Here is a 23,824-nt window from a genome sequence, read left to right on the forward strand (position 1 = left end):
GCGACGACTGCGATGCGTCCGGCGGCGGCGCGCGCGGGCGATGCGCGACATGGCAGCATCGATGCGGTGTTGGCCACCCGTTTCGCCGGCACGCGCAAGCTGCGCCTGGATTACGAGCTGGTGGGCCCTGCGGATGCGCCGGTGGTGCTGGTTGCCGGCGGCATTTCCGCGCACCGCCACGTGGCCGCCAATGCGCTGGATGCCCGCGCCGGCTGGGCACAGGGGCTGCTGGATGCTGGCCGTGCATTGGATCCGGCCCGGCTGCGCATCCTCGCGTTCGACTACGTGGGCGCCGATGGCAGCATCGACGCGCCCATCGATACCGCCGACCAGGCGGATGCAGTGGCGCTGCTGCTGGAGGCGCTGGGCATCGATGCGTTGGCGGGCTACGTCGGCTATTCCTATGGCGCATTGGTGGGTTTGCAGCTGGCGGTGCGGCATCCGCAGCGTTTGCGCCACTTGATCGCGGTCAGCGGCGTGCATCGGCCGCACCCGTATGCGGCCGCGTGGCGCGCACTGCAGCGCCGGGCGGTGGCGTTGGGGAGGTTGCAATGCGCCGACGAGCAGGGCCTGTCGCTGGCGCGGCAGTTCGCGATGCTGAGCTACCGCACGCCGGAGGAGTTCGCCGAGCGCTTCGACGCGCTGCCGCAGATCTGCAATGGCCAGGTGCGAGTGGCCGCCGAGGATTATCTGGACGCCGCCGGCGCCAAGTTCGTGGCCAGGGTCAGCGCCACCGCCTGGCTGCGGCTGTCCGAATCCATCGACCTGCATCGGGTCGATCCGGCGCAGGTGGGCGTGCCGGTGTCGGTGATCGCGGTCGAGGGCGACCGGCTGGTGCCGATGGCCGACGCGGTGGCGCTGCTCGAGGGCCTGGGTGGGCGCGGGCGCCTGCGCGTGCTGCGCTCCTCATACGGGCATGACGCCTTCCTGAAAGAAACCGACCGGATCGATGCGCTGCTGGCCAGTGAGCTGTTCGGCCCCGGCAAGCCGATTGAACGTTCCTCCCCCATTCAAGCCGCCACTGGAGTTTCCGCATGAGCATTGGCTACCCCCCACTTGACTGCCGGGCCGCGACCCGCGCGGTGCGCGCCGGCATCGACCGCGACACCGCGTTTGGCGCGGTGACCCCGCCGCTGGTGCTGTCGTCCAATTTCAGCTTCGCCGGGTTCAATGAAAAGCGCGCCTATGACTACACGCGCAGCGGCAATCCCACCCGCGACCTGCTGGGCGAAGCGCTGGCCGAGCTGGAAGGTGGCGCAGGTGGCGTCATCACCGCCACCGGCATGGGTGCGGTGGCGTTGGTGCTGAACGCCTTGCTGAAGCCGGGCGACCGCCTGGTAGTGCCGCACGATTGCTATGGCGGCAGCTGGCGGCTGTTCAATGCGCTGGCGAACAAGGGCGCGTTCGAACTGTTGACCTGCGACCTGACCGATCCGCGCGCGCTGGCCGACGCGCTGGCGCGCAAACCCAGGCTGGTCTGGATCGAAACGCCGTCCAACCCGCTGCTGCGCATCACCGATCTGCGGTTGGTAATCGACGCGGCGCATGCGGCGGGCGCGCTGGCCGTGGTGGACAACACCTTCCTGTCGCCGGCGTTGCAGCGGCCGATCGCCGACTTCGGCGCGGACGCGGTGGTGCATTCCACCACCAAGTACATCAACGGCCATAGCGACGTGGTCGGTGGTGCGGTGGTGGGCAAGGACGCCGAGGTGCATGCGCAGCTGGCGTGGTGGGCCAACGCGTTGGGGCTGACCGGTTCGCCCTTCGACAGTTTCCTGACCCTGCGTGGCCTGCGCACGCTGGACGCACGCTTGCGCGTGCATCAGGAAAACACCCAGGCGCTGGTTGCCGCGATCAGCGGGCATCCTGCGCTGCGCGCGCTGCACTGGCCGGGGCTGGCCTCGCATCCGGGGCATGCGCTGGCTGCACGTCAGCAACACGGCTTCGGCGCGATGCTGAGCCTGGAGTTGGAGGGTGACGGCGATGGTGGTCAGGAGCGTGCGGTGCGCGCGTTCGTGGATGGCTTGCGCTATTTCACTCTCGCCGAGTCGCTGGGTGGTGTGGAAAGCCTGGTCGCGCATCCGGCCACCATGACGCATGCGGCCATGAGCCCGGAAGCGCGCGCGGCGGCCGGCATCTCCGACGGCCTGCTGCGGCTGTCGGTCGGCATCGAACACGTGCAGGATTTGCTCGCCGATCTCACCGCTGCACTGGCGCGCGCCGAGGCCGTCAGCGCAAGCAAACATCCGAACGCCCCATGAGCGCCCGGCTGTCGCCGTTGCGCAGCCAACGCGTGGTGCCAGCGCGGGTCGCCCTGCTGGGGACCGGCACGGTGGGCAGTGCGGTGTGGGCGCGGCTGGCGCAATGGCAGGGCACGGCACTGGGCGAGCGCCTGCTGCTGGTCCACGCGGCCAATTCGCGCTTCGCCCTGGATAATCCGCAGGGCATCCCCGGCCAGGTCAGCGAGCTGCTGTCGCGGCAGGCGCCGCAACCCAGTTCGATGGAGGCGGTGGATGTGGCGCTGGCGGGCGATGGCGTGCGCATCGTGATCGACGCCACCGCGTCCGAACGGGTGGCTGATCATCACGCGCATTGGCTGGCGCGCGGCATCCACGTGGTGACCGCCTGCAAGCTGGCGCAGGGCACGGCGTTGGCACGCTGGCGTGCGATCCAGCGCGCACGCGACATCGGCGGCACGCGATATGGCGACAGCGCCACGGTTGGCGCGGGGTTGCCGCTGCTGCGTTCGATCCGCACCTTGCAGGCAGGCGGCGATCGCATCCATGCCATTGCCGGCGTGCTGTCGGGTTCACTGGCCTGGTTGTTCAATGAATACGACGGGATGCAGCCGTTTTCCGGTTTCGTGCGGCAAGCGCGGGATGCCGGCTATACCGAGCCGGATCCGCGCGAAGACCTGTCGGGCGAGGACGTGCGGCGCAAGCTGCTGATCCTGGCACGCGCCTCCGGCTACGCGCTGGAGCAGGCGGCGGTGCAGGTGGAGTCGCTGGTGCCAGGCGCATTGGACGCGCTGCCGCGTGAGGCGCTGGACGCAGCGCTGCCGGCGCTGGATGCGCCGCTGCGCGAACGTTTCGCGGCGGCCTACAAGCGCGGCGAAAAGCTGCGCTTTGTGGCCCGGCTGCAAGCCGGCGGGCTGGCCACGGTGGGGCTGGAGGCCCTGCCGGCGGGGCATCCGCTGGTCGGCGGCGGTGGCGCCGACAACCGGGTCGCCATCTGGTCCGACCGATACCCGCAGCAGCCGCTGGTGATTCAGGGGCCGGGCGCCGGGGCGGAGGTGACCGCCGCGGCACTGCTGGACGACGCACTGGCCATTCAGGCCGATGCCCGCTTGAGGGTTGGGACGGTGAAGAATTCGTCGATCGGTGCCGGGCGCTGGAAGAGATAGCCCTGCCCGAAATCCACCTGCAGCCCGCGCAACAGCGTCAGCTGTGCGTCCGTTTCCACCTGCTCGCCTACGGCGCGCATCTCCAGCAGATGGGCGATCTCGGTGATCGAGCGCACCACGGCTTCCGACAGCGGTGATTGGCTGAGGTCGCGGACGAAGCTGCCGTCGATCTTCAGGAAATCGACGTTCAAGTCGCGCAGGTAGCTGAACGAACAGAAGCCGGTGCCGAAATCATCCAGCGCGAAGCGACAGCCCAAGCTGCGCATGCGGTCGATGAAGCGGCGGGTGCGGGTGAGGTCGCGCACCACGCTCGCCTCGCGCGCGTCCAGCGCGTTGCGCATCATGCGGTTGCGGTTGTCCAGGCTGTCGGCGTCCTGCCCGGCGGCAAACAGGCGGTTGCCGCCGAGTTCCTTCGCCGCGTGGCAGGCGGTGTCCACTTGCGAAAGCAGCTCGTCGAAACTGGCGTGCGGCTGCACGCTGGAAATGAGACCGATGCTGGCGGTGGTGCGCAGGTTGCTGCCCTGCCAGGCCACCCGCAGCGACTCGATGGACGCCAGCAGGCGGCGCCCCGGAACGCTTGCGGCGCTGCTGTCCAGTGGCATCAAGATCATGAATTCGTCGCCACCGCTGTGGGCGTGCAGGGCTTGCTCGCCGAACTCGGCGCGCACCAGCCCGGCGACGTGACGCAGCACTTCGTCGCCGGCGGCGTGGCTGGCGGCGTCATTGACCAGCTTGAAATTGTCCAGATCGACGTAGATCAGCGTCAGCGGCCCCGAGTGATCGAGCAGCAGGGTGCGGGCCTGTTCCTCGAACGTGGTGCGGTTGAACAGTCCGGTGAGAGGGTCGCGGGTGGCGCGCAGGTGCAGCGCCGCCATGGCGGCACGGCGCTCGTGGGTGGCGGCCGCCAGCAGGGAGGGGATGGTCGAGATCACCACCAGCGTGCTCATCAGCAACGAGGTGTCCAGCAGTGTTTCAGGGCGCGGGATATGGTCCAGGCCCATGCCCATGATCAGCGCGAGCACGGTGCTTGTCAGCATGGTGGCCACGGCGGTGAAAAGCGGCGGATAGCGGATCGCCGACCACAGCAGCAGCACGATCGGCAAAATCACGCCGGCCCGCGGATACAGGCCACTCTGCCTGGAAAACAGCATGGTGGCGGTCAGGGCAAGCAGCATCGCCAGCCACCAGGCCGCGTATCCGTGCCAGCGCGTCTTCGCGCGTGCATGCGGCGTCCGGGCGTGCCGCTGCCTGTCGAACAGCAGCAACACGCAGGGCGTCATCGTGGTCGTGCCCAGCAGGTCGCCCAATGCCCACTGCACATAGACGCGCGGCAACTCGGTGAGCGGCACCATGCCGGACACGATCATCCCCGCACTGCCGATGGTGGCGCTCACAAGGCACAGCAACAGCGCGCCGCGCAGCAGCAGCAGGCCATCCTCGGTGTTCAGATGCATCCAGGCGCAGCCCGAAGCGCAGCACCAGCGCATAGCCGATGCCGGCGGCGGGCCAGAACAGGGTGACGTCGGCAGGGGTGCGCAGGAACAGCACGGTGACCGCAGCGCCGCAGAAATACAGAGCGGTCAGCAGGAATCCCCAGGAAGCCGTCGCCGGTGTGCTGCGCATTGGATCAGTCCGATGGAGGTGCGGATGACGGTGGAGCGCGTGTGGAGGCAGTCGTGGCGAGACCATGTTGCTCCCCTGCCGCGGTTTCGCCGAACAGTTCCAGCAGGCCGCTGTCCAGCAAGTGGCGGGGGTTGCCTTGCAGCGATGACACGTCATCAGGTAGCAACGCATTTGGTCGTGGCCGATAGGCCATCCAGCCATTCCGGCCCGACGTCTTGACCCGATACATGGCGATATCGGCCAGGGTCACCAGTTGCTCCCAGTCCAGCAGATCGGGATGGCTGGCGAACAGCGGGCACTCGACAAGGCCGATGGACACGGTCAGATGGTGGATGGTGCCGTTGCCGAGGTCGAAGGCGTGCGCGGCGATATGCGAGCACAGCCGCCTGCCGATCCGGTCAAGGTTGTTGCGCGATAGCGGGCGCAGCACCAGCAGGAATTCCTCGCCGCCCCAGCGTGCCACGTAGTCGCCGCTGCGCTTCATTTCGCCGAGCAGCTGGCCAAGCTGCTCCAGGACGCGGTCGCCGGCGGCGTGGCCCCAAGTGTCGTTGATCGTCTTGAAGTGGTCCACGTCGAGCAGGGCGATGATCACCGCATCCCTGCCGGCCAGATACGCTGCATCGCGTTCGTAGAACGACAGGTCAACGGGAATCTGCTGGGCCAGGTAGCGCCGGTTGTGCAGGCCGGTGAGCGGGTCGGTGAAGCTGATTTCCTTGAGCTTGTCGTTGGCGGCCTGCAGGTCGCGGGTGCGTTCCTGCACCAGCTCCTCCAGCACTTGGCGCTGGCGGATGTAGCGCTGGCGCAGGCCTAGATAGCCGAGCCAGACCAGGGTGATCGCCAGCACGCCGATCAGGATGCGGAAGGCAGCGGTTTCGTGCACGTGCGGTGGCAGATCCAACGCCATCCTGGCGACGTTGGCCGGCCCGGCGCGGTTGAAGTCGGCCACCTCGAAGGTGTAGCGCCCGGGCGGCAGGTTGACGTAACTGGCCGAACGCAACATCGGATCTTCGAGGTCGCGCCAGCCCGGGTCGTAGCCCAGCAGCCGGTAACGCAGGCGAGGCATCTGTGCCGGCTGGAATGCGGGAGCGGTGAAGTCGAATTTCAGGTCGCGCGCATCCAGCGGGAGGCGGGTGACGCCGATGGCCAGCGGATAGGCATTGCCGCCCGCCAGCAGGTCCTCGATCCGCGCCGGATGTGGGTTGCCGGAGGTGGCCGAGCCGACCTTCACCAGCAGCGCGCCGTCGCGGGTGGGCAGCCACAGCTGGCCGTCCAGCAACAGGCCACGGCTGTTGCCGGAACCGTTGCAGCACTTGCCCTGCTGCCCGCCCGGGCGATCGAGGCCGGAGTTGATGATCAGCTGCGGTTCCAGCCGCGCGGCGGGGGTCTTCAGCACCGCATCGATTTGCTTCAACGGCAGGCGATACACCCCCTGCATGCCGGCCACCCACAGATCGCCGTTGGCTTCCGCCAGGAAGAAGGGAATGTTGACGGGCAAGTTGTGGCGGGCGCCCAGTGCGTGCCAGCGCTTGCCGTCGAAGACATGCAGGTTGTCGCCGTTGCTGACCCCCACCAGCCAGCGGCCGTCGGCCAGCTCGATCATCGAGTTGATCGCCAGGTCATCGCCCAGCCCGGTCTGCCGGCCGAGGGCCACGATGCGCCCGTCCCGCCATTCGTACAGGCCATGCGTGGAGCCGATCAGAAGCCGGCCACCGCGGGTTTCCAGAAGCACGCGGATGCGCGCATCGGCAAATCCCTGCGCCTCGCCGTAGCGGGTCAATTGGTTGTCGTTGCCGAGTCCGAACAGGCCGTTGCTGGTCGCAAACCACAGGCGGCCGGCGTGGTCGCGCAACATGCCGTTGATCTGGAGATTGCGCAGCGGAGCGAGTGCCGCGGGCTGCTCCAGCCCCCCCTTGCGCAGCACGGCGACGCCGGCACGGGTACCGATCCAGACCTGATCGGCTTCGGGCAGCAGGCTGTAGGCTTCGGGGTGCGGCAGTTGGGAGCCTGTCACCGGCTGCCGGAAGCGGCCGTTGCGCCAGACCTCCACGCCATTGCCGGTACCCACCCACACGCTGCCGTCGGGCGCGGCGGCAAGCGACCACAGCAGCGGGTTGACCAGCCCTTCGTTGCTGTCCAGATGACGGGTGAAGCCGTTCCATGCGCGGGCGACGCCTTCGGTCTGGCTGCCCAGCCAGAGATTGCCGTCGTGGTCTTCGTAGATCGAGCGAATCGCGATGCTGCCGGGCGTGTTCTGGATGCGTTCGGTGGGCTGGTTCTCGCGCAGCCGCTCCAGATATTGCGAGGTGGCCACCCAGAGGTTGCCGTCGCGGTCTGCGACCATGGCTTCCACGGTTTGCGCCGTGGTGCCGGCCGGTCCGCTGGCGGGCTGCCAAACGCCGTCGCGCAGGTGCAGCAGGCCGCGATTGGTGCCGGCCCACAGTTCGCCGCCGTGCCATGCCAGCGAGTTGATGTTGCTGCCGGCAAACGCCGGCAGCAGCGGAACGGTGTTGACGGCATTGCCCGTGATCCGGAACACCTGGCCGGCGCCGCCCGCCCACAGCGCGTCGGCGTGCGGCAGCAGGCTCAATACGCCGCCGGGCAGGGCGAACACCCGACGCAAGTGCTCGCCCTCGGGCGTATAGAGGCCGTCCGGGCCGGCAACCAGAACCCGGCCTTCAAACAGGGCCAGGGCCCGGACCGAGAAATCGCGCTGCGGATTGCCGGCCACAGCCGCCGGGTTCAGCGTGCGGAATCGGCCGCCCTCCAGCACCGTCAGCCCGTTCGACGTCCCGATCCACAGCCGCTTGTGGTCGTCTGCCAACAGGGCCTGGATGGTGGTGTTCAGGCCAAACGCATCCGGCCGGCTGAAGCGCTGGAAACGCACGCCGTCGAAGCGCGCCAGACCGGCCTGGGTGCCGAACCACACGTACCCGTCGGCGTCCTGGGCGATGGCCAGCACGGTGATCTGCGGCAGCCCCTGCTTCACGTCCCACGTATCGACGACGAAATCGGAAAATGGTTTGTCGGTGTCCAAGGCCAGTGCCGGCAATGCGGCCAGCGTCGGCATCAGTGCCAGCAGCAGGAGCACGCCCCAGCGCCGCAGGCGGGCGCAGGCCAGCCGCAGTGCGGATGCATGACCAATGGCAAATGGACAAGCGATCGAGAGGCCCCCGGGAAATCCCCTGCGGCTGCAGATTACCCCCAAACGGGTGGCGGCAAGCAAGCGGGAAGGCTGGGGCGAAAGCGGGTCAGCACTCGATCACGTTGACCGCCAGCCCGCCGCGGCTGGTTTCCTTGTATTTGTCCTGCATGTCGCGGCCGGTGTCGCGCATGGTCTTGATGACCTTGTCCAGTGATACCTTGTGCTGGCCGTCGCCGCGCAGGGCCATGCGGCTGGCATTGATCGCCTTCACCGAGCCCATCGCGTTGCGTTCGATGCAGGGGATCTGCACCAGCCCGCCGATCGGGTCGCAGGTCAGGCCCAGGTTGTGCTCCATGCCGATCTCGGCGGCGTTCTCGATCTGCGAGGGCGTGCCGCCCAGCGCGGCGGTGAGGCCGGCAGCCGCCATTGAACAGGCCACGCCCACCTCGCCCTGGCAGCCGACCTCGGCGCCGGAGATGGAGGCGTTTTCCTTGTACAGGATGCCGACCGCGGCGGCGGTGAGCATGAACGTGAAAATGCCCTGCTCGCGTGCGTTGGCGTCTTTTTCGCTGGCGCAAAAACGCTCGTAATAATGCAGCACCGACGGCAGGATGCCGGCCGCGCCGTTGGTGGGCGCGGTGACCACGCGGCCGCCGGCGGCGTTCTCCTCGTTGACGGCGAGGGCGTACAGGTTGACCCAGTCGAGCACGGTCAGCGGGTCGCGCATCGCCGCTTCCGGCCGTGCCGACAGTTCCGCGAACAGGGCCGGCGCGCGCCGCACCACGTGCAGCCCGCCGGGCAGGGTGCCGCTGGCGCGCATGCCGCGAGCCACGCAGCCCTGCATCGCCTGCCACAGCTCGCGCAGGCCGTCGCGGATCTGCTCCTCGCTGCGCCAGGCCTTCTCGTTCTCGAACATCAGCTGGGCGATGCTCAGGCCGCTGCGTTCGCATTCGGCCAGCAGCTCCCGGCCGCTGGAAAACGGATGCGGCAGCGGGGTGGTGTCGGCCACGATCCGGTCTTCCGCCGCTTCGTCCTGATTGACCACGAAGCCACCACCCACCGAGTAGTAATCGCGGGTGGCCAGCTCGACGCCGTCGGCGTCGTAGGCGGTGAAGCGCATGCCATTGGTGTGGAACGGCAGCTTCTGCCGCTTGTTCATCACCAGGTCGCGCTTCTCGTCGAAGCCGATGACTTGGGTGCCGGACAGGTGGATCTTTTTCTCGCCACGGATGCGCTCCAGCGCGGCGGGAATGATGTCCGGGTCGATCTCGTTGGGCCAGTGGCCCTCCAGACCCATCAACACCGCCTTGTCGGTGCCGTGGCCGCGGCCGGTCAACGCCAGTGAGCCGAACACTTCGGCGCGGATTCGTGCGGTTCGCGCCAATGCCTCGCTTTCCACCAGCCAGTGGCTGACGAAACGCGCGGCAGCGCGCATCGGGCCCACCGTGTGCGAAGAGCTGGGGCCGATGCCGATCTTGTACAGGTCGAAGGTGGAGACGGCCATGCGGGCTGCCGGTGCGTGGGGGAACGGTATTCTAAAGGGGCGACGAGATGCGGAAGAACGCGAGCGTATGGCCCTGATCCTCTACCAGCGCGACCACTGTCACCTGTGCGACCTGGCGCTGGAGGTGCTGGCGGCTGCACGCGTACCGGATTTCGAGACCGCCTTCATCGATGACGACGAGGCGTTGGAGGCCCGCTACGGCCTGCGCGTCCCGGTACTGCGCAACGAGGCAAGCGCGCGGGAGCTGGATTGGCCGTTCGATGCCGAGCGCCTGCGCCACTTCCTTGGCGCGCGCGCGCAGTAGGGCGATCTTCGTGACGCTTGCAACCCTGGCGCTGGGTTGCCAGCATCGGCCATCGGGGAGGGGATATGGCCGGACGATTCGGACTCGCGTTGCTGCTGTGGCTGGCCTGCGCTTGCGTGGTGGCCGGCGTCCCGGAGCGCCCGCGCTTCCGCTATCTGGGGCCGGCGCAAGGACTGCCGTCCACCGAGATCAAGGCACTTGCGCGCGACCGCGACGGCTATGTGTGGGTGGGGACCGCCGATGGCCTGGCGCGCTATGACGGGGTCGGCATGCGGGTGTGGCGGCATGCGCCGGATGCGCCCGACGGCTTGCCCGCCAACAATGTACAGGCACTTCTGGTGGATGCCGGCAACCGCGTCTGGGTGGCCGTGGAAGGCGAGGGGGTCAGCGTTCTGGATGCGGCACGGCAGCACTTCGTGCGCTACCGCAAGGCCAGCGATCCCGCCCTGGGCAGCGATGATGTCTGGGCCATGGCGCAGCAGGCGCGCACGATCTGGCTGGGCACCTTCGGCGGCGGTCTGACCCGGATCGATGCCCGTGGCGGCATGCGGCGCTACACGAAGGACGCCGGCGGCCTGCCGTCGGACACCATCCTGTCGCTGGCAGTCGATGCGCAGGGTGTGCTGTGGGTGGGAACCACGGCGGGGTTGGCGCGCTTGCGCGGCGACAGGTTCGAACGCGTGGCGTTGCCGGGCGCCGAGGGCGTGCCGATGGTCTATTCGCTTGCCCTGCAAGCGGATGGGATGTGGGCGGGAACCTCGCTTGGGGTGTGGCGCTTGCAGGGCGATGCCTGGCAGCAGCCGGCGTGGTCGCCCATGTTCCAGCGCCCCAATGCGATGATCGCCATCAGCAGCAGCAGCGGCGCGGGCGGCGAGCACTGGATCGGCAGCCAGCGCGGCCTGTGGTACCAGCAGGGTGATGCCGTGCCTGTGCCGGTGCATCTGGGCGGGCCGGACGTTCCGCACGCGATCAATACGCTGTTGCAGGAGCAAGGCGGCGCGCTGTGGGCGCCGGCAGTCGGGCGTGGCCTGGGCTACCTGCGTGCCGACTGGCGCCAGATGGCGCAATTCCAGGGACAGCAGGACGGGCTGCATGACGCCATGTACCGCGCACTGGGCCAGGCGCGCGACGGCGGCGTTTGGCTGGGTGGGTTGAGCGGGATGGTCGAGCACATGGATGCCCAAGGGCAGGTGGCCACGCTCGACGAGGCCGTGTTGGACAAGCTGCGCAGCCTCAAGCTGGCGGCGATTGCAGAGGATGCGCGTGGGCGCTTGTGGCTGAGTCATCGCCCGGGATTGGCGCGGGTCGGGCTGAACGGCAGCTTCGATGCATGGACGCCGGACTCGGCCAGGGATCCGGCGCCCTCGGCGCTGGTCACGCAGCTGTTGCCTGCGGCCGATGGCAGCCTCTGGCTGGTTGCGCCGGGTGCCGGTGTGCAGCAGCGCGATCCGGAAACCGGCGCAGTCCTGGTCGATGTGCCGGCTGGCGATGACGGCGGGTTGGGCGAAGCGGACCTCGAAGCGATGGTGCTGGCGCCCGATGGTGCGCCCTGGGTGGCCGGCAGCGACGGCGTCCTGCGCTTCGATGCCACTGGAAAGCGCTTTCGCACGGTTGCCGCGTTGGGCGGCGAGCGCGTCTTCGCGCTGGCCTTCGACGGTGCCGACGTGCTGTGGGTGCAGCGGCTGTCGGGTCTCGAGCAATATCGGCGGCAGGGTGACGCATGGGCGCGGGTGAGGCGCATCGACTTCCGCCAGGGCCTGCCGGCCGTGGCCGCAGCGGCGCTGCTTGTGGATGCGCGCCACCGGGTTTGGATCACCACCCAGCGCGGCCTGTATCGTTGGGACCCGCAGCGCGGCGTCCTGCGGCATCTCGGCGCGCACGATGAAGCCAGCAGCGAGGAATATCTGGATCGGGCAGCGCTGCTGCGCGCGGACGGCGTGCTGGTGGCCGCCACCGCCGATGGCAGCCTGCGGCTGGTCGATACCGGCATGGCCGACGCAGCGCCGCAGCGGCCGACGCTGCGCTTTGACGGGGTGGCGGTACGCCGTCGAGGGAAATGGCAACAGTTGCCGCTGACCCGGACGCTGACGCTGGCGCAGGACGAACGCGAGTTGCGCATCCGTGCGCGCCTGCTGGCCTTTGACGACCCGGCGGCGAACCGCTATTGGTCGCGGCTGGATGGGTTTGACCGGGAATGGATAGCGCTGGGCGACAGCGGCGAGCGCGTGTTCGCCGGGCTTGCACCCGGCCGCTACACGCTGCGCATGCGCGCGCAGGACGCCGCTGGCAATCCGGCGGCAGAGCAGGTGCTGGTCTTCGCGGTTCCGCCGCCGTGGTGGCGCAGCGGCTGGGCGCTGCTGACGTGGGCGGCGCTGGCGCTGGCGCTGTTGGCATTGTCGGCACGCGCGTATCGGCAACAGTTGCGGCGGCGCCATGCCATGCAGCTGGCCGAACACAAGCGCACGTTGGCCGAGCAGGCCTCGGAAGCGAAGTCGCGCTTCCTGGCCACCTTGGGGCATGAAATCCGCACGCCCATGACCGGGGTGCTGGGGATGAGCGAACTGCTGCGCAAGACGCGTCTGGATGAGCAGCAGATTGGCTACGTGGATGCGATCCGCCGCGCCGGCGAACACCTGCTGCGGCTGGTCAACGATGCGCTGGACCTGGCCCGCATCGAAGCCGGCAAGCTGGCGCTGGCGAATGCGGACTTCGCCTTGCGCCCGCTGCTGGATGAAGTGGCAGGGCTGATGGCGCCGGTGGCCGAGCGCAAGGGCCTGGCCTTCGTTGAAGACATTGCGCGCGATGTTCCGGCATTCCTGCACGGGGATCGCACGCGAGTGCAGCAGATTCTGCTGAACCTGATCGGCAATGCGGTGAAGTTCACCGAAACAGGCCACGTCGCGGTGGAAACCTTTGCGCTGCAGCCGCAAGGCATTCGCTTCGTGGTCGCTGATACCGGGCCCGGCTTGAATGCCGAACAGCGCGCGCGCCTGTTCCGTCGCTTCGAGCAGGCGGAGGGTGCGCGCACTGCGGCACGCTATGGCGGCAGCGGGCTGGGGTTGGCCATCAGCCAGGAGCTGGCGGCGGCGATGGGCGGGCGGATCGAGGTGGACAGCACGCCCGGCCAAGGGGCGCGTTTCATCGTCGAGCTGCCGTTGGCCTCTGCCCCGGCGGTCAGCGCGAAGCCGGCCCTCGAAGCGGCGCCGACTGCTGGCATTGTCGGGCACCTGCAACTGCTGCTGGTCGAGGATGACCCGATCGTGGCGTCGGTCATTCAGGGTCTGCTGCGCGCGCAGGGGCACGCGGTGACGCATGCCGCGCATGGGTTGGCGGCGCTGGCGGAAGTGGCCAGTCAGGCGTTCGATGCTGCCCTGCTGGACCTTGACCTGCCGGGTCTGGACGGGCTGGCGTTGGCCAGGCTGTTGCGCGCGCAGGGTTTTGCTGCGCCGCTGCTGGCGGTCACCGCGCGCTCCGATGGCGAGGCCGAGGCATTGGCGCGTGCGGCCGGTTTCAACGACTTCCTGCGCAAGCCAGTCACTGGTGTGGGGCTTGCGCAGGCATTGGCGGCCGCGCTGGCGGCGCACGACTCGGCTCCCAGCACGGATCAGGCAAGCGCTGGGCAACCTGCGTCATCCCCGTTCATGCGGGGATGACGAGCAACACCGGGGTTGCGCCGCGCCTCCTCAGCGACGGCTGTAGGCGTGCACTTCATCCACCAGCACCGCCACGTGGTCGGGGTTCATGTCCGGCGACATGCCGTGGCCGAGATTGAAGACGTGGCCCTCGCGGCTGCCGCCGTTGCCGTCGCGGTAGCTGTCCAGCACCGCGCGTGCCTGCGCGCGCACCGCGTCCGGGCTGCCGTACAGCATCGCCGGATCCATGTTGCCCTGCAGCGCCACCCGGCCACCGTTGCGGTGCGCGGCGTCTTCCAGGGTCACCGTCCAGTCCACGCCGATGGCGTCCGCGCCGCTGGTGAACAGCGCGTCCAGGTGCGGGGCGTTGCCCTTGCCGAACAGGATCACCGGCACGCCGAGCGCCTTCAGCGCAGTCGCGATCCGGGTGAGGTAGGGCAACGAGAACTCGCGGTACATCAAAGGGCCCAGCGTGCCGCCCCAGGTGTCGAACACCTGCAGCGCCTGCGCGCCCGCCGCGTGCTGTGCGGTGAGATAGGCGATCACCGCGTCGGTGATCGTGCCAAGCAGTTTGTGCATCGCGGCCGGCTCGTTCAGCGCCAGCGCCTTGACCTTGCCCCAGTCCTTGCTGCCGCCGCCTTCCACCATGTAGCAGGCCAGCGTCCACGGGCTGCCGGAGAAGCCGATCAGCGGCACGCTGCCGTCCAGCTCGCGGCGGATCAGGCGCACCGCATCCATCACGTAGCGCAGGCTGCTGCCCATGTCCGGCACCGCCAGCTTGTCGATATCGGCGACGCTGCGCAGCGGCCGCTCGAACTTCGGGCCTTCGCCTTCGACGAAATACAGGCCCAGGCCCATGGCGTCGGGCACGGTGAGGATGTCGGAGAACAGGATCGCGGCGTCCAGCGGGAACCGCCGCAGCGGCTGCAGGGTGACCTCGCAGGCGATCTCGGGGTTCTTGGCCATGCCCAGGAAGCTGCCGGCGGCCTTGCGGGTGGCGCGGTACTCCGGCAGGTAGCGGCCGGCCTGGCGCATCAGCCAGACGGGGGTCGCGTCCACGGGTTCTCGGCGCAGCGCGCGCAGAAACCTGCTGTTGGAAGCAGGGTCGTTCTTCAGGGGCGTGGACACGTGGGGAACTCCGGGCGAGGCATCGTGCCCGCGTGAGCGGGCAGCTGGTGGATGGGGTGGTGGCGAGCGGTCATCGCCGCGCAGGCGTCATTTCGGCGCATCGGCGCCCTGCGCGAACACCAGCTGGAAGCCGCGCTTGAGCTGGGCATCGCGAGCGGATTCCAGTGCGCTCAGCGCACTGGTCTGGTCGGCATACAGATCCCGGCGCAAAGTGCTGCGTCCACCGATCTGCCCGCTTTCGCGCAGCAGCTCCCAGCCGCCCAGCAGATCGGGCTGCAGTTGGAGTTGAACGAAGCGCGGGGCTTCGCGGCCGTCGGGGCGTTGTTGCAGAAGCAGGCGCATGGGGCGGCATTGTAAGGTGCGGGACCGGCGCCCGCGCGCCCCGGCGCTCCGGCGCCGGCCGGCCGTGCTGGCCGGGGACCACTTCGGGAGGACGACATGCAGCGCGTGACGGGCATCGGCGGCATCTTCTTCAAATCCCAGGATCCCAAGCGCCTCGGCGCCTGGTACCGGGCGCACCTGGGCGTGGACGTCACCGAATGGGGCGGTGCGGTGTTCCCGTGGGGCGGGCCCGATGGCGCGCCGGGCATGACCCTGTGGACGCCGTTCGCTGCGGACACGGACGTCATGGCCCCCAGCGCCGCGCCGTTCATGGTGAATTTCCGGGTCGCCGACCTCGACGCCCTGCTGGCCGCGCTGCGGGCGGAGGGCTGCGAGGTGCTCGACAAGCGCGAGGAGTCGGACTTCGGCAAGTTCGGCTGGGTGATGGACCCGGACGGCAACAAGGTCGAGCTGTGGGAGCCGCCCGCCGGCCAGTGACCGGGAGGCCAGTGTTCCATCGCTGCCTCGGTCGAAGATAGTGAAGCAGTATGCTTCAGGGGAATCCCGCCTCGGACAGGACAATGCCAGTGCCCAGTATGGAAAGAAGGGACGAGCTCGACCCGCTTCACTTTCGTGCGCCATGGCCATCGTTGCGATCAGGGTCCGGACGTGTGGACGTTCATTCGCTTGCGGCGTTCTGGGTGCGCGAGTCGAAAATGGAAGGCGACTACTTCGAGTTCGGCGTCGCCTCTGGCCGCTCGGCGGTCAGTGCGATCCGCGCCGCACGGTTGTACGGCTGGAATGCGCCGTCGCGTTTCCATCTCTTCGACTCGTTCCAGGGGTTGCCGGCCATCGAAGGGCTGGACGCGGCGTCGGAGCAGTTCAAGGAAGGCGACTTCGCGTATTCGCGCGAGTCGGTGATCGAACATCTGGAGCGGCGTGGCGTCTGGAACCCGGCGCGCATCCAGTTCTACGAAGGGTGGTTCTCCGACACGCTCACCGGCTGGTTGCAATCCAGCTTTCCCGCAGGCTCGGCGGCCATCGTGCACATCGATTGCGATCTGTACGAATCTACCCGGCAGGTGTTGGATTTCGTGACTCCGTTGCTGCAGCCGGGCACCTTGATCCTGTTCGACGACTGGAATTGCTTCCGTGGCTCGAACGCCCAGGGTGAGCGTCGGGCGGTACTTGAATGGATCGCGCGCGAGGACGTGCCGTGGAGCCTCGAGCACTACGTGAGCTATGGCTGGAGCGGTGCAGGTTTCATCGTTGATATGAAGGGCTGATACTGCCGGTTGACCCGGGTGTTCAGGTCTCGGTCCGAAGCGCTGCCAGCGCTGCGCCTTCCGCGACATCGGCGACGATCTGCGCCGCGCCCGGGCCGTTCCACAGGATGAAGCGCAGCCCGCTTGCCTGCGTCTTCTTGTCCAGCCACATCCGCGCCAGCAGCGCCTCCGGCGCAAGCCCGGCGGGCACCGCCACCGGCAGGCCGAAGCGCAGCAGCAGCGCGCGCAGCGCCTCGGCGTCGCCCCACGAGGCCAGGCCCAGCGTGGCCGACAGCCGCGCCGCCAGCAGCATGCCCACCGCTACCGCCTCGCCGTGGTTGAGGCCGTCGGCGTAGCCCTGCTCGGCCTCGATGGCGTGGCCGAAGGTGTGGCCGAAGTTCAGCAGCGCGCGTTCGCCATGCTCGAACGGATCGCGCGCGGTGATCGCCGCCTTGTGCGCGCAACTGCGGGCGATGGCCTGCGCCAGCGCGGCATCGTCGCCGGCCAGCAGGGCCTCGCAGTGCGCGTCCAGCCACCGCAGGAAATCGGCATCGACGATCGCGCCGTACTTGATCACTTCGGCCAGCCCGGCGCGCAGTTCGCGCGGCGGCAGCGTGCGCAGGGTGGCGGTGTCGGCGAGCACGGCGCGCGGTGGGTGGAAGGCGCCGACCAGGTTCTTGCCCTGCGGGATGTCCACCGCGGTCTTGCCGCCCACGGAGGAGTCCACCATCGCCAGCAGCGTGGTCGGCAGCTGCACGACGTCGATCCCGCGCATCCAGCAGGCGGCGGCGAAGCCGGCCATGTCGCCGGTCACGCCGCCGCCGAGCGCATAGACGCAGGCGTCGCGGGTGGCACCGAGCGCGGCCAGTGCCTCGATCACGCCGCCGAAGTTGGCCAGCGTCTTCTCCGCCTCGCCGGCAGGCACCACGTGGCGGGCGATGCGCAGCTCGGGCTGCGCGGCGCGCAGCGCGGCGTCCACGCGGTCGGCGTACAGCGGCGCGACGTGGCTGTCGCTGACCAGCAGTGCGTGCCGGCCGCGCAGGGTCTTCGCCAGCAATGCGCCGTCGTCGAGCAGGCCGGGACCGATGTGGATGCGGTAAGGCGCGGCGCCGCCGACCTCGACCGTTGCCAGTGAATCTTTCATGCCAGGGTTGCCTTGTGCGATGCCAGCAGGTCGACCAGTGCCGCAACCGCCGCCTCCGGCCCCAGTGTGGAAGTCTCGAACCGCAGGTGCGCGGCGTCGCGATACAGCGGTTCGCGCCGGGCCTGCAAGGTTGCCAAGGTCTGTGCCCGATCCTCGCCCCGCAGCAGCGGGCGCCCGCTGTCGCCGGCAAGCCGGGCAAGCTGGGTGGTGGCATCCACCTGCAGATAAACAACCGTGCCGGCTGCGCGCATCGCGATGCGGTTCGCTTCGGCCAACACCGCACCGCCACCGGTGGCGATCACCGCCGGTGCTTCGGCCAGCGCTGCGGCCAACATGCGCGATTCGCGGGTACGGAACCCGTCTTCGCCTTCGCTGGCGAAGATGGCCGGAATGCGGCTGCCTGCATCCGATTCAATGCGCGCATCGACATCGACAAAGCGCAGCCCGAGGCGTTGCGCCAGCGCGCGACCAAGCGTGCTCTTGCCCGAGCCCATCGGGCCGATCAGGACGACATGCTGCGGGTTGGGCGGCGGATGGCGCATCGCAACATGCTAGCAGCCGGGTGCAATGGTTTCGTCGGCGCGCGACAATACCGGCATGAACCTACTTCCTGCCGACATCCTGTCCACCTTCGACACCCTGTTCGACGAGGCGCTGGCCGCTGGCGAGCCCGACCGCACCGCGATGACGGCCGCCACCGCCGATGCGCAGGGGCGGCCGTCTGCACGGGTGGTCTTGCTGAAAGAGCACGACGCCCGCGGTTTCGTCTTTTACACGCATCTGGATGGACGCAAGGGCCGCGAGCTGCAGGCCAATCCGCAGGCGGCGCTGCTGTTCCACTGGCCGCGCGTGCGCGGTGGCGTGCAGGTGCGCATCGAAGGCGAGGTGGTGGTGGTGTCCGACGCCGACGCCGATGCCTACTTCGCCAGCCGCCCACGCGGCAGCCAGCTGGGTGCCTGGGCGTCGCAACAGTCGCAAACGCTGGCCGCGCGCGAGACGTTCGAGCAACGGCTCGACAGGTTCGAGCGCGAATTCGACGGCCGCGACGTGCCGCGCCCGCCGCGCTGGAGCGGCTTCCGCGTGGTGCCGCGCGCGCTGGAGTTCTGGTACGCCGCGCAGTACCGGCTGCACGAGCGCTGGCTGCACGAGCGCGGTGCCGATGGCCAGTGGAGCAAGCGGATGCTGTATCCGTGAGTCATGCGGTGGGGCCGCAGCGCATCGTCTGCCTGACCGAGGAACCCACCGAAATCCTGTATGCGCTGGGCGAGCAGGACCGCATCGTCGGCATCAGCGGGTTCACCGTGCGTCCGCCGCAGGCGCGCCGGGAGAAGCCGAAGGTCAGCGCCTTCACCAGCGCGAAGATCGACGAGATCCTCAAGCTTGAGCCGGATTTCGTGGTCGGGTTTTCCGACATCCAGGCCGACATCGCGCGTGCGCTGATCAAGGCGGGTGTCGAGGTCTGGATCAGCAACCACCGCAGCGTGGCCGGCATCCTTGATTACATCCGCCGGCTGGGCGCACTGGTCGGCGCGGCAGGCAGGGCGGATGCGTATGCCGATGGCCTGCAGCGCGGGCTGGACGCGATCGAACGCGATGCCGCTTCCCTGCAGCGGCGACCCAAGGTGTATTTCGAAGAATGGGACGAGCCGCCGATTACCGGCATCCGCTGGGTGGCGGAGCTGATCCGCATCGCCGGCGGCGACGATGTGTTCCCCGAGCGTGCCATCGAGCCGATGGCCAAGGGCCGCATTCTGGAAGATGCCGACGAAGTGGTTCGGCGCGCGCCAGACATCATTCTCGGGTCTTGGTGCGGGAAGAAATTCCGGCCGGGAAAAGTGGCTGCGCGCGCCGGCTGGGACGTCATTCCGGCGGTACGCGACGGGCAACTGTTCGAAATCAGGTCGCCGGTCATCCTGCAGCCCGGACCGGCGGCGCTGAGTGAAGGCGTGGCGCAGATCGCGCAGATCGTGCGTAGCTGGGCGCAGGCTCAGCGCGGGTAGAGATCCGCCGAGGTCGCGATCTCGGCACGCGCGCCGTTGCGGACCGCAGTGACGCGGAACTGCACGCTGGCCGGCGGTCTGGCGGGAAATACACCGATATAGTCGGTCATGCCTTCGACCACGATGGGCTGCAATTCCAGCGGTTTCGGCGGGTCGGGCAGAACCGTGGCGGTGGCGGTCAGCCGCAGGTCGCCGGGGGGGATGGCGTTGCCGTTGGCGTCGCGCAGGGTAACCAGCAGCAGTGCGCCGTCATGGCGGCGGTCAAGGCCGTAGCGGGTGGCGACTGCGTCGTTGAGGTTGGCGATGGCGATGGCAGAGACCTGCAAGGTTGCGTCGCCAACGGTGGTGACGCTGGCGGCGGCAGGTGCGGTTGCCAGCGGCGTCGCCGGTGCTGGCGCGTCGCGGCCGCAGGCGGCCAGCAGCATCAGCGCCGACGGCAGCAGCAACAGGCGGGCGAATGACGTGCGCATGGCGGGCTCCTCAATCGTTGGCGGCGGACAGCTCCGCGCCGCGCACGCATGCCGCGTGGATGGCCGCATCCACCAGCCGCCGGAAGCCGCCTGCTTCGAAGGTTTCGATGGCGGCTTGGGTGGTGCCGTTCGGCGAGGTGACGCGACGGCGCAGCTCGGCCGCCTCCGCGCCGGATTCGGTGAGCATGCGCGCCGCGCCCAGCACGGTCTGCAGCGCCAGCGTGCGCGCGGCCTCGGCCGGCAGGCCCTCGCGGATGCCGGCGTCGGTCATCGCCTCGGCCAGCAGGAACACATAGGCCGGGCCGCTGCCGGACACGGCGGTGACCGCGTCCATGCGCGCCTCGTCGTCGATCCAGACCGTTTTGCCGGCGGCCGAGAGCAGCGCTTCGGCGAAGTCGCGGCCGGCGGCATCGACGCCTTCGCTTGCATACAGCCCGGTGACGCCGGCACCGAGCAGGGCGGGCGTGTTGGGCATCGTCCGCACGACCGCCATGTTGCCGCCCAGCCAGCGGTCCAGTTGGGTGGCGGTGATGCCGGCGGCGATCGACACCACCAGCGGAGCGCCTGCTCGCGCCTGCGCGGCCAGCGACTGGCACACCTCGCGCAGCACTTGGGGTTTGGTCGCCAGCACCCAGGTGCCCGCGCCTGCGACGGCCTGCGCGCCGTCCTCGAACACCGGCACGCCGAAATCGGCGCGCAGCGCGTCGCGCAGGGCCGGCATTGGTTCGGCCACGCGGATCGTGGCGGGGTCGCGGCCTTGTGCCACCAGCCCGCCAATCAGGCTGCGGGCCATGTTGCCGCCGCCGACGAAGGCGATGGTGTCGTTCATGCGTTGGGTTCCTGTTTGACGGGGCGCGCTCCAAACAGCGCGCTGCCGATGCGCACCAGGGTGGCACCTTCTTCAATGGCCTCGACGAAGTCCTCGCTCATGCCCATCGACAGAGTGTCGATGCCGGGGTAACGGGAGGCCAGCGTATCGAAAAGAGCGGACATGGCACGGAATGCGCTGCGCCGACGCGTGATGTCGGGGTCGGGCGAGGGAATCGCCATCAGTCCGCGCAGGCGAAGGCGCGGAGCGCCGGCAATGGCGGCAGCCAGCGCCTCCACCTCGCCGGGGTGACAGCCATGCTTGCTGGCCTCGTCATCGATATTGACCTGCACCAGCACGTTCAGCGGAGGCAGGTCGAGCGGGCGGTGCCGGGCCAGCGCCGGCACCAGCTTCGCGCGATCCACGGTCTGCACCCAGTCGAACGCGCGCGCGGCGGCATCGGCCTTGTTGGATTGCAGGTGGCCGATCAGGTGCCATTCCAGCCCGAGGCTGCGCAGGGCGTCGATCTTGGGCAGGGCTTCCTGCACGTAGTTTTCACCGAATGCCTGCTGCCCCGCAGCCGCCATGGCGGCAATGGTGGTTGCATCGCGGGTCTTGGACACGGCCAGCAGGCGCGCGCTTGGCCTGCCGGGGCGCCGGCTTGCGTTGTTGATCAGGGCCAGCGCTGCATGCAATGCGACGGATGCGCTGGTGGCGGGTGGGGCAGGCTGGGGCACGGTGGTTGAACGCGGATGCGGGTGGCGCTCATACTGCCTGCGGGGTGCGGAGGATGCCAGCGGGCCAGTGGTCCGGGGCGCCACACAAACAATCGGTTGTTGGGGAGTACGCATGGATATCGCTGAGCTGCTGGCATTTTCCGTCAAGAACAAGGCGTCGGACTTGCACCTGTCCGCCGGCCTGCCACCGATGATTCGCGTGGATGGCGACGTCCGCCGCATCAACATCCCTGCGCTGGACCACAAGCAGGTGCATGCATTGGTGTACGACATCATGTCGGACAAGCAGCGCCGCGACTTCGAGGAATTCCTTGAAGTGGACTTCAGTTTCGAGATTCCCAGTCTGGCGCGCTTCCGCGTCAATGCGTTCAACCAGAACCGTGGCGCGGGCGCGGTGTTCCGCACCATTCCCTCGGAGGTGCTGACGCTGGAGGACCTGGGTTGCCCGCGGATCTTCAAGGAACTGATCGAGCAGCCGCAGGGCCTGATCCTGGTCACCGGGCCCACCGGCTCCGGCAAGTCCACCACGCTGGCGGCGATGATCGACCACATCAACAAGAACGAATACGGCCACATCCTGTCGATCGAGGACCCGATCGAATTCGTGCATACCTCGCAGAAATGCCTGATCAACCAGCGCGAAGTGCACCGCGACACCCACGGGTTCAACGAAGCGCTGCGCTCGGCGTTGCGTGAAGACCCCGACATTATCCTGGTGGGCGAATTGCGCGACCTGGAAACCATCCGCCTGGCACTGACCGCCGCGGAAACGGGCCACCTGGTGTTTGCCACCTTGCATACCAGTTCGGCGGCCAAGACCATCGACCGCATCATCGACGTGTTCCCCGCCGGCGAGAAGTCGATGGTGCGCTCGATGCTGTCGGAATCGCTGCGCGCGGTGATTGCGCAGGCGCTGCTGAAGAAGGTGGGGGGCGGCCGTACCGCCGCCTGGGAAATCATGGTCGGCACGCCGGCCATCCGCAACCTGATCCGCGAGGACAAGGTGGCGCAGATGTACTCGTCGATCCAGACGGGCCAAGGGCAGGGCATGCAGACGCTTGACCAGCACTTGCAGGAATTGGTCAAGCGCAGCATGGTCAGCCGCCAGCAGGCGCGCGACTATGCCAAGGACAAGCGATTGTTCGAATAAGGCCGGGATTGCCAGGAGCCCACCATGAGCAGCATCGATTTCACCTCGTTCCTCAAACTGATGGCGCACCAGAAGGCGTCCGACCTGTTCATCACCGCTGGCATGCCGCCATCGATGAAGGTGAACGGGAAAGTCAGCCCGATCACCCAGAACCCGCTTACCTCGCAGCAGTCGCGAGATCTGGTGCTGAACGTGATGACGCCCCAGCAGCGCGAGGAGTTCGAAAAAACCCACGAGTGCAACTTCGCCATCGGCGTGGCCGGGGTGGGGCGCTTCCGCGTGAGTTGTTTCTACCAGCGCAACCAGGTGGGCATGGTGCTGCGCCGGATCGAGACGCGCATCCCGACGGTGGAGGAGCTCAGCCTGCCGCCGATCGTGAAGACGCTGGCGATGACCAAGCGCGGCATCATCATCTTCGTGGGTGCCACCGGTACCGGCAAATCCACCTCGCTGGCGGCGATGGTGGGCTACCGCAACGCCAATTCGACCGGCCACATCATCACCATCGAGGATCCGATCGAGTTCGTGCACAAGCACGACGGCTGCATCATCACCCAGCGCGAGGTCGGCATCGACACCGACAGCTGGGAAAATGCGCTGAAGAACACCCTGCGGCAGGCGCCGGACGTGATCATGATCGGCGAGGTGCGTACCCGCGAGGGCATGGATCACGCCATCTCGTTTGCCGAAACCGGCCATCTGGTGCTGTGCACGCTGCACGCCAACAACGCCAACCAGGCCATGGATCGGATCATCAACTTCTTCCCCGATGAGCGCCGCAGCCAGCTGCTGATGGATCTGTCGCTGAACCTCAAGGGCGTGGTGGCGCAGCAGCTGATCCCGACGCCGGACGGCAAGGCGCGCCGGGTGGCGATGGAGATCCTGCTGGGCACGCCGCTGGTGCAGGACTACATCCGCGACGGCGAGATCCACAAGCTGAAGGAAGTGATGAAGGAGTCCATCCAGCTGGGCATGAAGACCTTCGACCAGAGCCTGTTCGAGCTGTATCAGGCGGGCGAGATCAGCTACGAAGATGCGCTGCGCTACGCGGACTCTTCCAACGAAGTACGCCTGCGCATCAAGCTGGCACAGGGCGGGGATGCCCGCACGCTGGCGCAGGGGCTGGATGGGGTGGAGGTTGTCGAGGCGCGCTGAGTCGCCAGCCACCATCCCGCGTCACGTTAGAATGTGCG

Annotated in this window: 20 protein-coding genes and 1 pseudogene; 11 read left to right on the plus strand and 10 right to left on the minus strand. The window is 68.4% G+C overall.

The features are described from left to right. The first annotated feature begins 12 nt into the window (after positions 1-12). The 3 genes and pseudogenes from metX to LIW09_RS02085 all read left to right on the plus strand — a co-directional run. Positions 13-1,038, plus strand: coding sequence for a homoserine O-succinyltransferase MetX (metX, locus tag LIW09_RS02075; protein ID WP_425507922.1), 1,026 nt, complete (start codon positions 13-15; stop codon positions 1,036-1,038). Then, the gene (locus LIW09_RS02080; RefSeq protein WP_256646326.1) at positions 1,035-2,261 is read left to right on the plus strand and encodes an O-succinylhomoserine (thiol)-lyase; all 1,227 of its coding nucleotides are present in this window, start codon (positions 1,035-1,037) and stop codon (positions 2,259-2,261) included. The genes metX and LIW09_RS02080 overlap by 4 nt, the downstream gene beginning before the upstream one ends. Next, a pseudogene (locus tag LIW09_RS02085) lies at positions 2,258-3,337 on the plus strand (homoserine dehydrogenase family protein); the annotation flags it as partial. The gene LIW09_RS02080 and the pseudogene LIW09_RS02085, both read left to right, overlap by 4 nt. Here LIW09_RS02085 and LIW09_RS02090 read toward each other — a convergent pair. From LIW09_RS02090 to LIW09_RS02100, 3 genes are all read right to left on the minus strand, one after another. Further along, entirely contained in the window at positions 3,331-4,890 is a 1,560-nt protein-coding gene (locus tag LIW09_RS02090) for an EAL domain-containing protein (RefSeq protein WP_338064827.1), read from the minus strand. The pseudogene LIW09_RS02085 and the gene LIW09_RS02090 sit on opposite strands and share 7 nt — an antisense overlap. 140 nt (positions 4,891-5,030) lie before the next feature. After that, a complete protein-coding gene (locus LIW09_RS02095) occupies positions 5,031-8,114 on the minus strand; it encodes a ligand-binding sensor domain-containing diguanylate cyclase (RefSeq protein WP_256646328.1) in 3,084 nt (1,027 codons plus the stop codon). A 160-nt stretch (positions 8,115-8,274) separates the two neighbouring features. Continuing rightward, on the minus strand, positions 8,275-9,672 hold the full coding sequence (locus tag LIW09_RS02100; protein ID WP_256646329.1) for an L-serine ammonia-lyase: 1,398 nt from the start codon (positions 9,670-9,672) through the stop codon (positions 8,275-8,277). A 67-nt stretch (positions 9,673-9,739) separates the two neighbouring features. Here LIW09_RS02100 and LIW09_RS02105 point away from each other — a divergent pair, with 67 nt between their 5' ends. Together LIW09_RS02105 and LIW09_RS02110 are read left to right on the plus strand one after the other, a co-directional pair. Then, entirely contained in the window at positions 9,740-9,976 is a 237-nt protein-coding gene (locus LIW09_RS02105; RefSeq protein ID WP_256646330.1) for a glutaredoxin family protein, read from the plus strand. A gap of 65 nt (positions 9,977-10,041) precedes the next feature. Next, on the plus strand, positions 10,042-13,629 hold the full coding sequence (locus LIW09_RS02110) for a hybrid sensor histidine kinase/response regulator (protein ID WP_256646331.1): 3,588 nt from the start codon (positions 10,042-10,044) through the stop codon (positions 13,627-13,629). A gap of 30 nt (positions 13,630-13,659) precedes the next feature. Here LIW09_RS02110 and hemE read toward each other — a convergent pair whose 3' ends face one another. Together hemE and LIW09_RS02120 are read right to left on the minus strand one after the other, a co-directional pair. Further along, a complete protein-coding gene (gene hemE / locus LIW09_RS02115) occupies positions 13,660-14,724 on the minus strand; it encodes a uroporphyrinogen decarboxylase (RefSeq protein WP_425507923.1) in 1,065 nt (354 codons plus the stop codon). A 99-nt stretch (positions 14,725-14,823) separates the two neighbouring features. Beyond that, positions 14,824-15,078 (minus strand): WGR domain-containing protein, encoded by a 255-nt coding sequence (locus LIW09_RS02120; protein ID WP_256646333.1) that lies wholly within the window; start codon positions 15,076-15,078, stop codon positions 14,824-14,826. Between the two features lie 96 nt (positions 15,079-15,174). Between LIW09_RS02120 and LIW09_RS02125 the strand changes: the two genes are divergently transcribed. Together LIW09_RS02125 and LIW09_RS02130 are read left to right on the plus strand one after the other, a co-directional pair. Then, positions 15,175-15,555, plus strand: a complete 381-nt coding sequence (locus tag LIW09_RS02125; protein ID WP_256646334.1) for a VOC family protein — start codon at positions 15,175-15,177, stop codon at positions 15,553-15,555. A gap of 173 nt (positions 15,556-15,728) precedes the next feature. Further along, positions 15,729-16,343, plus strand: coding sequence for a TylF/MycF/NovP-related O-methyltransferase (locus LIW09_RS02130; protein ID WP_256646335.1), 615 nt, complete (start codon positions 15,729-15,731; stop codon positions 16,341-16,343). A gap of 22 nt (positions 16,344-16,365) precedes the next feature. Here LIW09_RS02130 and aroB read toward each other — a convergent pair whose 3' ends face one another. Both aroB and LIW09_RS02140 read right to left on the minus strand, forming a co-directional pair. After that, positions 16,366-17,466 carry a 3-dehydroquinate synthase gene (aroB, locus tag LIW09_RS02135; RefSeq protein WP_256646336.1) on the minus strand — a complete coding sequence of 367 codons (1,101 nt, stop codon included), beginning with the start codon at positions 17,464-17,466 and terminating at the stop codon, positions 16,366-16,368. Beyond that, positions 17,463-18,008: a shikimate kinase gene (locus tag LIW09_RS02140; protein ID WP_256646337.1), complete on the minus strand. Its 546-nt coding sequence runs from the start codon at positions 18,006-18,008 to the stop codon at positions 17,463-17,465. Before LIW09_RS02140 ends, aroB begins: the two co-directional genes overlap by 4 nt. Positions 18,009-18,063: 55 nt before the next feature. On the opposite strand from LIW09_RS02140, the gene pdxH reads away from it, so the two are divergent. Both pdxH and LIW09_RS02150 read left to right on the plus strand, forming a co-directional pair. Then, the gene (pdxH, locus tag LIW09_RS02145; RefSeq protein WP_256646338.1) at positions 18,064-18,660 is read left to right on the plus strand and encodes a pyridoxamine 5'-phosphate oxidase; all 597 of its coding nucleotides are present in this window, start codon (positions 18,064-18,066) and stop codon (positions 18,658-18,660) included. 8 nt (positions 18,661-18,668) lie between these two features. Further along, the gene (locus LIW09_RS02150; protein WP_256647123.1) at positions 18,669-19,466 is read left to right on the plus strand and encodes a cobalamin-binding protein; all 798 of its coding nucleotides are present in this window, start codon (positions 18,669-18,671) and stop codon (positions 19,464-19,466) included. Here LIW09_RS02150 and LIW09_RS02155 read toward each other — a convergent pair. From LIW09_RS02155 to LIW09_RS02165, 3 genes are read right to left on the minus strand one after another with little or no spacing between them, the layout of a single operon-like run. Beyond that, positions 19,454-19,936 (minus strand): DUF4426 domain-containing protein, encoded by a 483-nt coding sequence (locus tag LIW09_RS02155; RefSeq protein WP_256646339.1) that lies wholly within the window; start codon positions 19,934-19,936, stop codon positions 19,454-19,456. The two genes, LIW09_RS02150 and LIW09_RS02155, sit on opposite strands and share 13 nt — an antisense overlap. 10 nt (positions 19,937-19,946) lie before the next feature. Beyond that, entirely contained in the window at positions 19,947-20,765 is an 819-nt protein-coding gene (gene proC / locus LIW09_RS02160; protein ID WP_256646340.1) for a pyrroline-5-carboxylate reductase, read from the minus strand. After that, positions 20,762-21,439 (minus strand): YggS family pyridoxal phosphate-dependent enzyme, encoded by a 678-nt coding sequence (locus tag LIW09_RS02165; RefSeq protein WP_256647124.1) that lies wholly within the window; start codon positions 21,437-21,439, stop codon positions 20,762-20,764. Before LIW09_RS02165 ends, proC begins: the two co-directional genes overlap by 4 nt. A 154-nt stretch (positions 21,440-21,593) precedes the next feature. Here LIW09_RS02165 and LIW09_RS02170 point away from each other — a divergent pair, with 154 nt between their 5' ends. Together LIW09_RS02170 and LIW09_RS02175 are read left to right on the plus strand one after the other, a co-directional pair. Then, positions 21,594-22,631: a type IV pilus twitching motility protein PilT gene (locus tag LIW09_RS02170; protein WP_256646341.1), complete on the plus strand. Its 1,038-nt coding sequence runs from the start codon at positions 21,594-21,596 to the stop codon at positions 22,629-22,631. 24 nt (positions 22,632-22,655) lie between these two features. After that, positions 22,656-23,786 carry a PilT/PilU family type 4a pilus ATPase gene (locus tag LIW09_RS02175; RefSeq protein ID WP_256646342.1) on the plus strand — a complete coding sequence of 377 codons (1,131 nt, stop codon included), beginning with the start codon at positions 22,656-22,658 and terminating at the stop codon, positions 23,784-23,786. Positions 23,787-23,824: the final 38 nt, after the last annotated feature.

This window comes from Thermomonas paludicola, from assembly GCF_024498955.1.
GTDB classification, from domain to species: domain Bacteria; phylum Pseudomonadota; class Gammaproteobacteria; order Xanthomonadales; family Xanthomonadaceae; genus Thermomonas; species Thermomonas paludicola.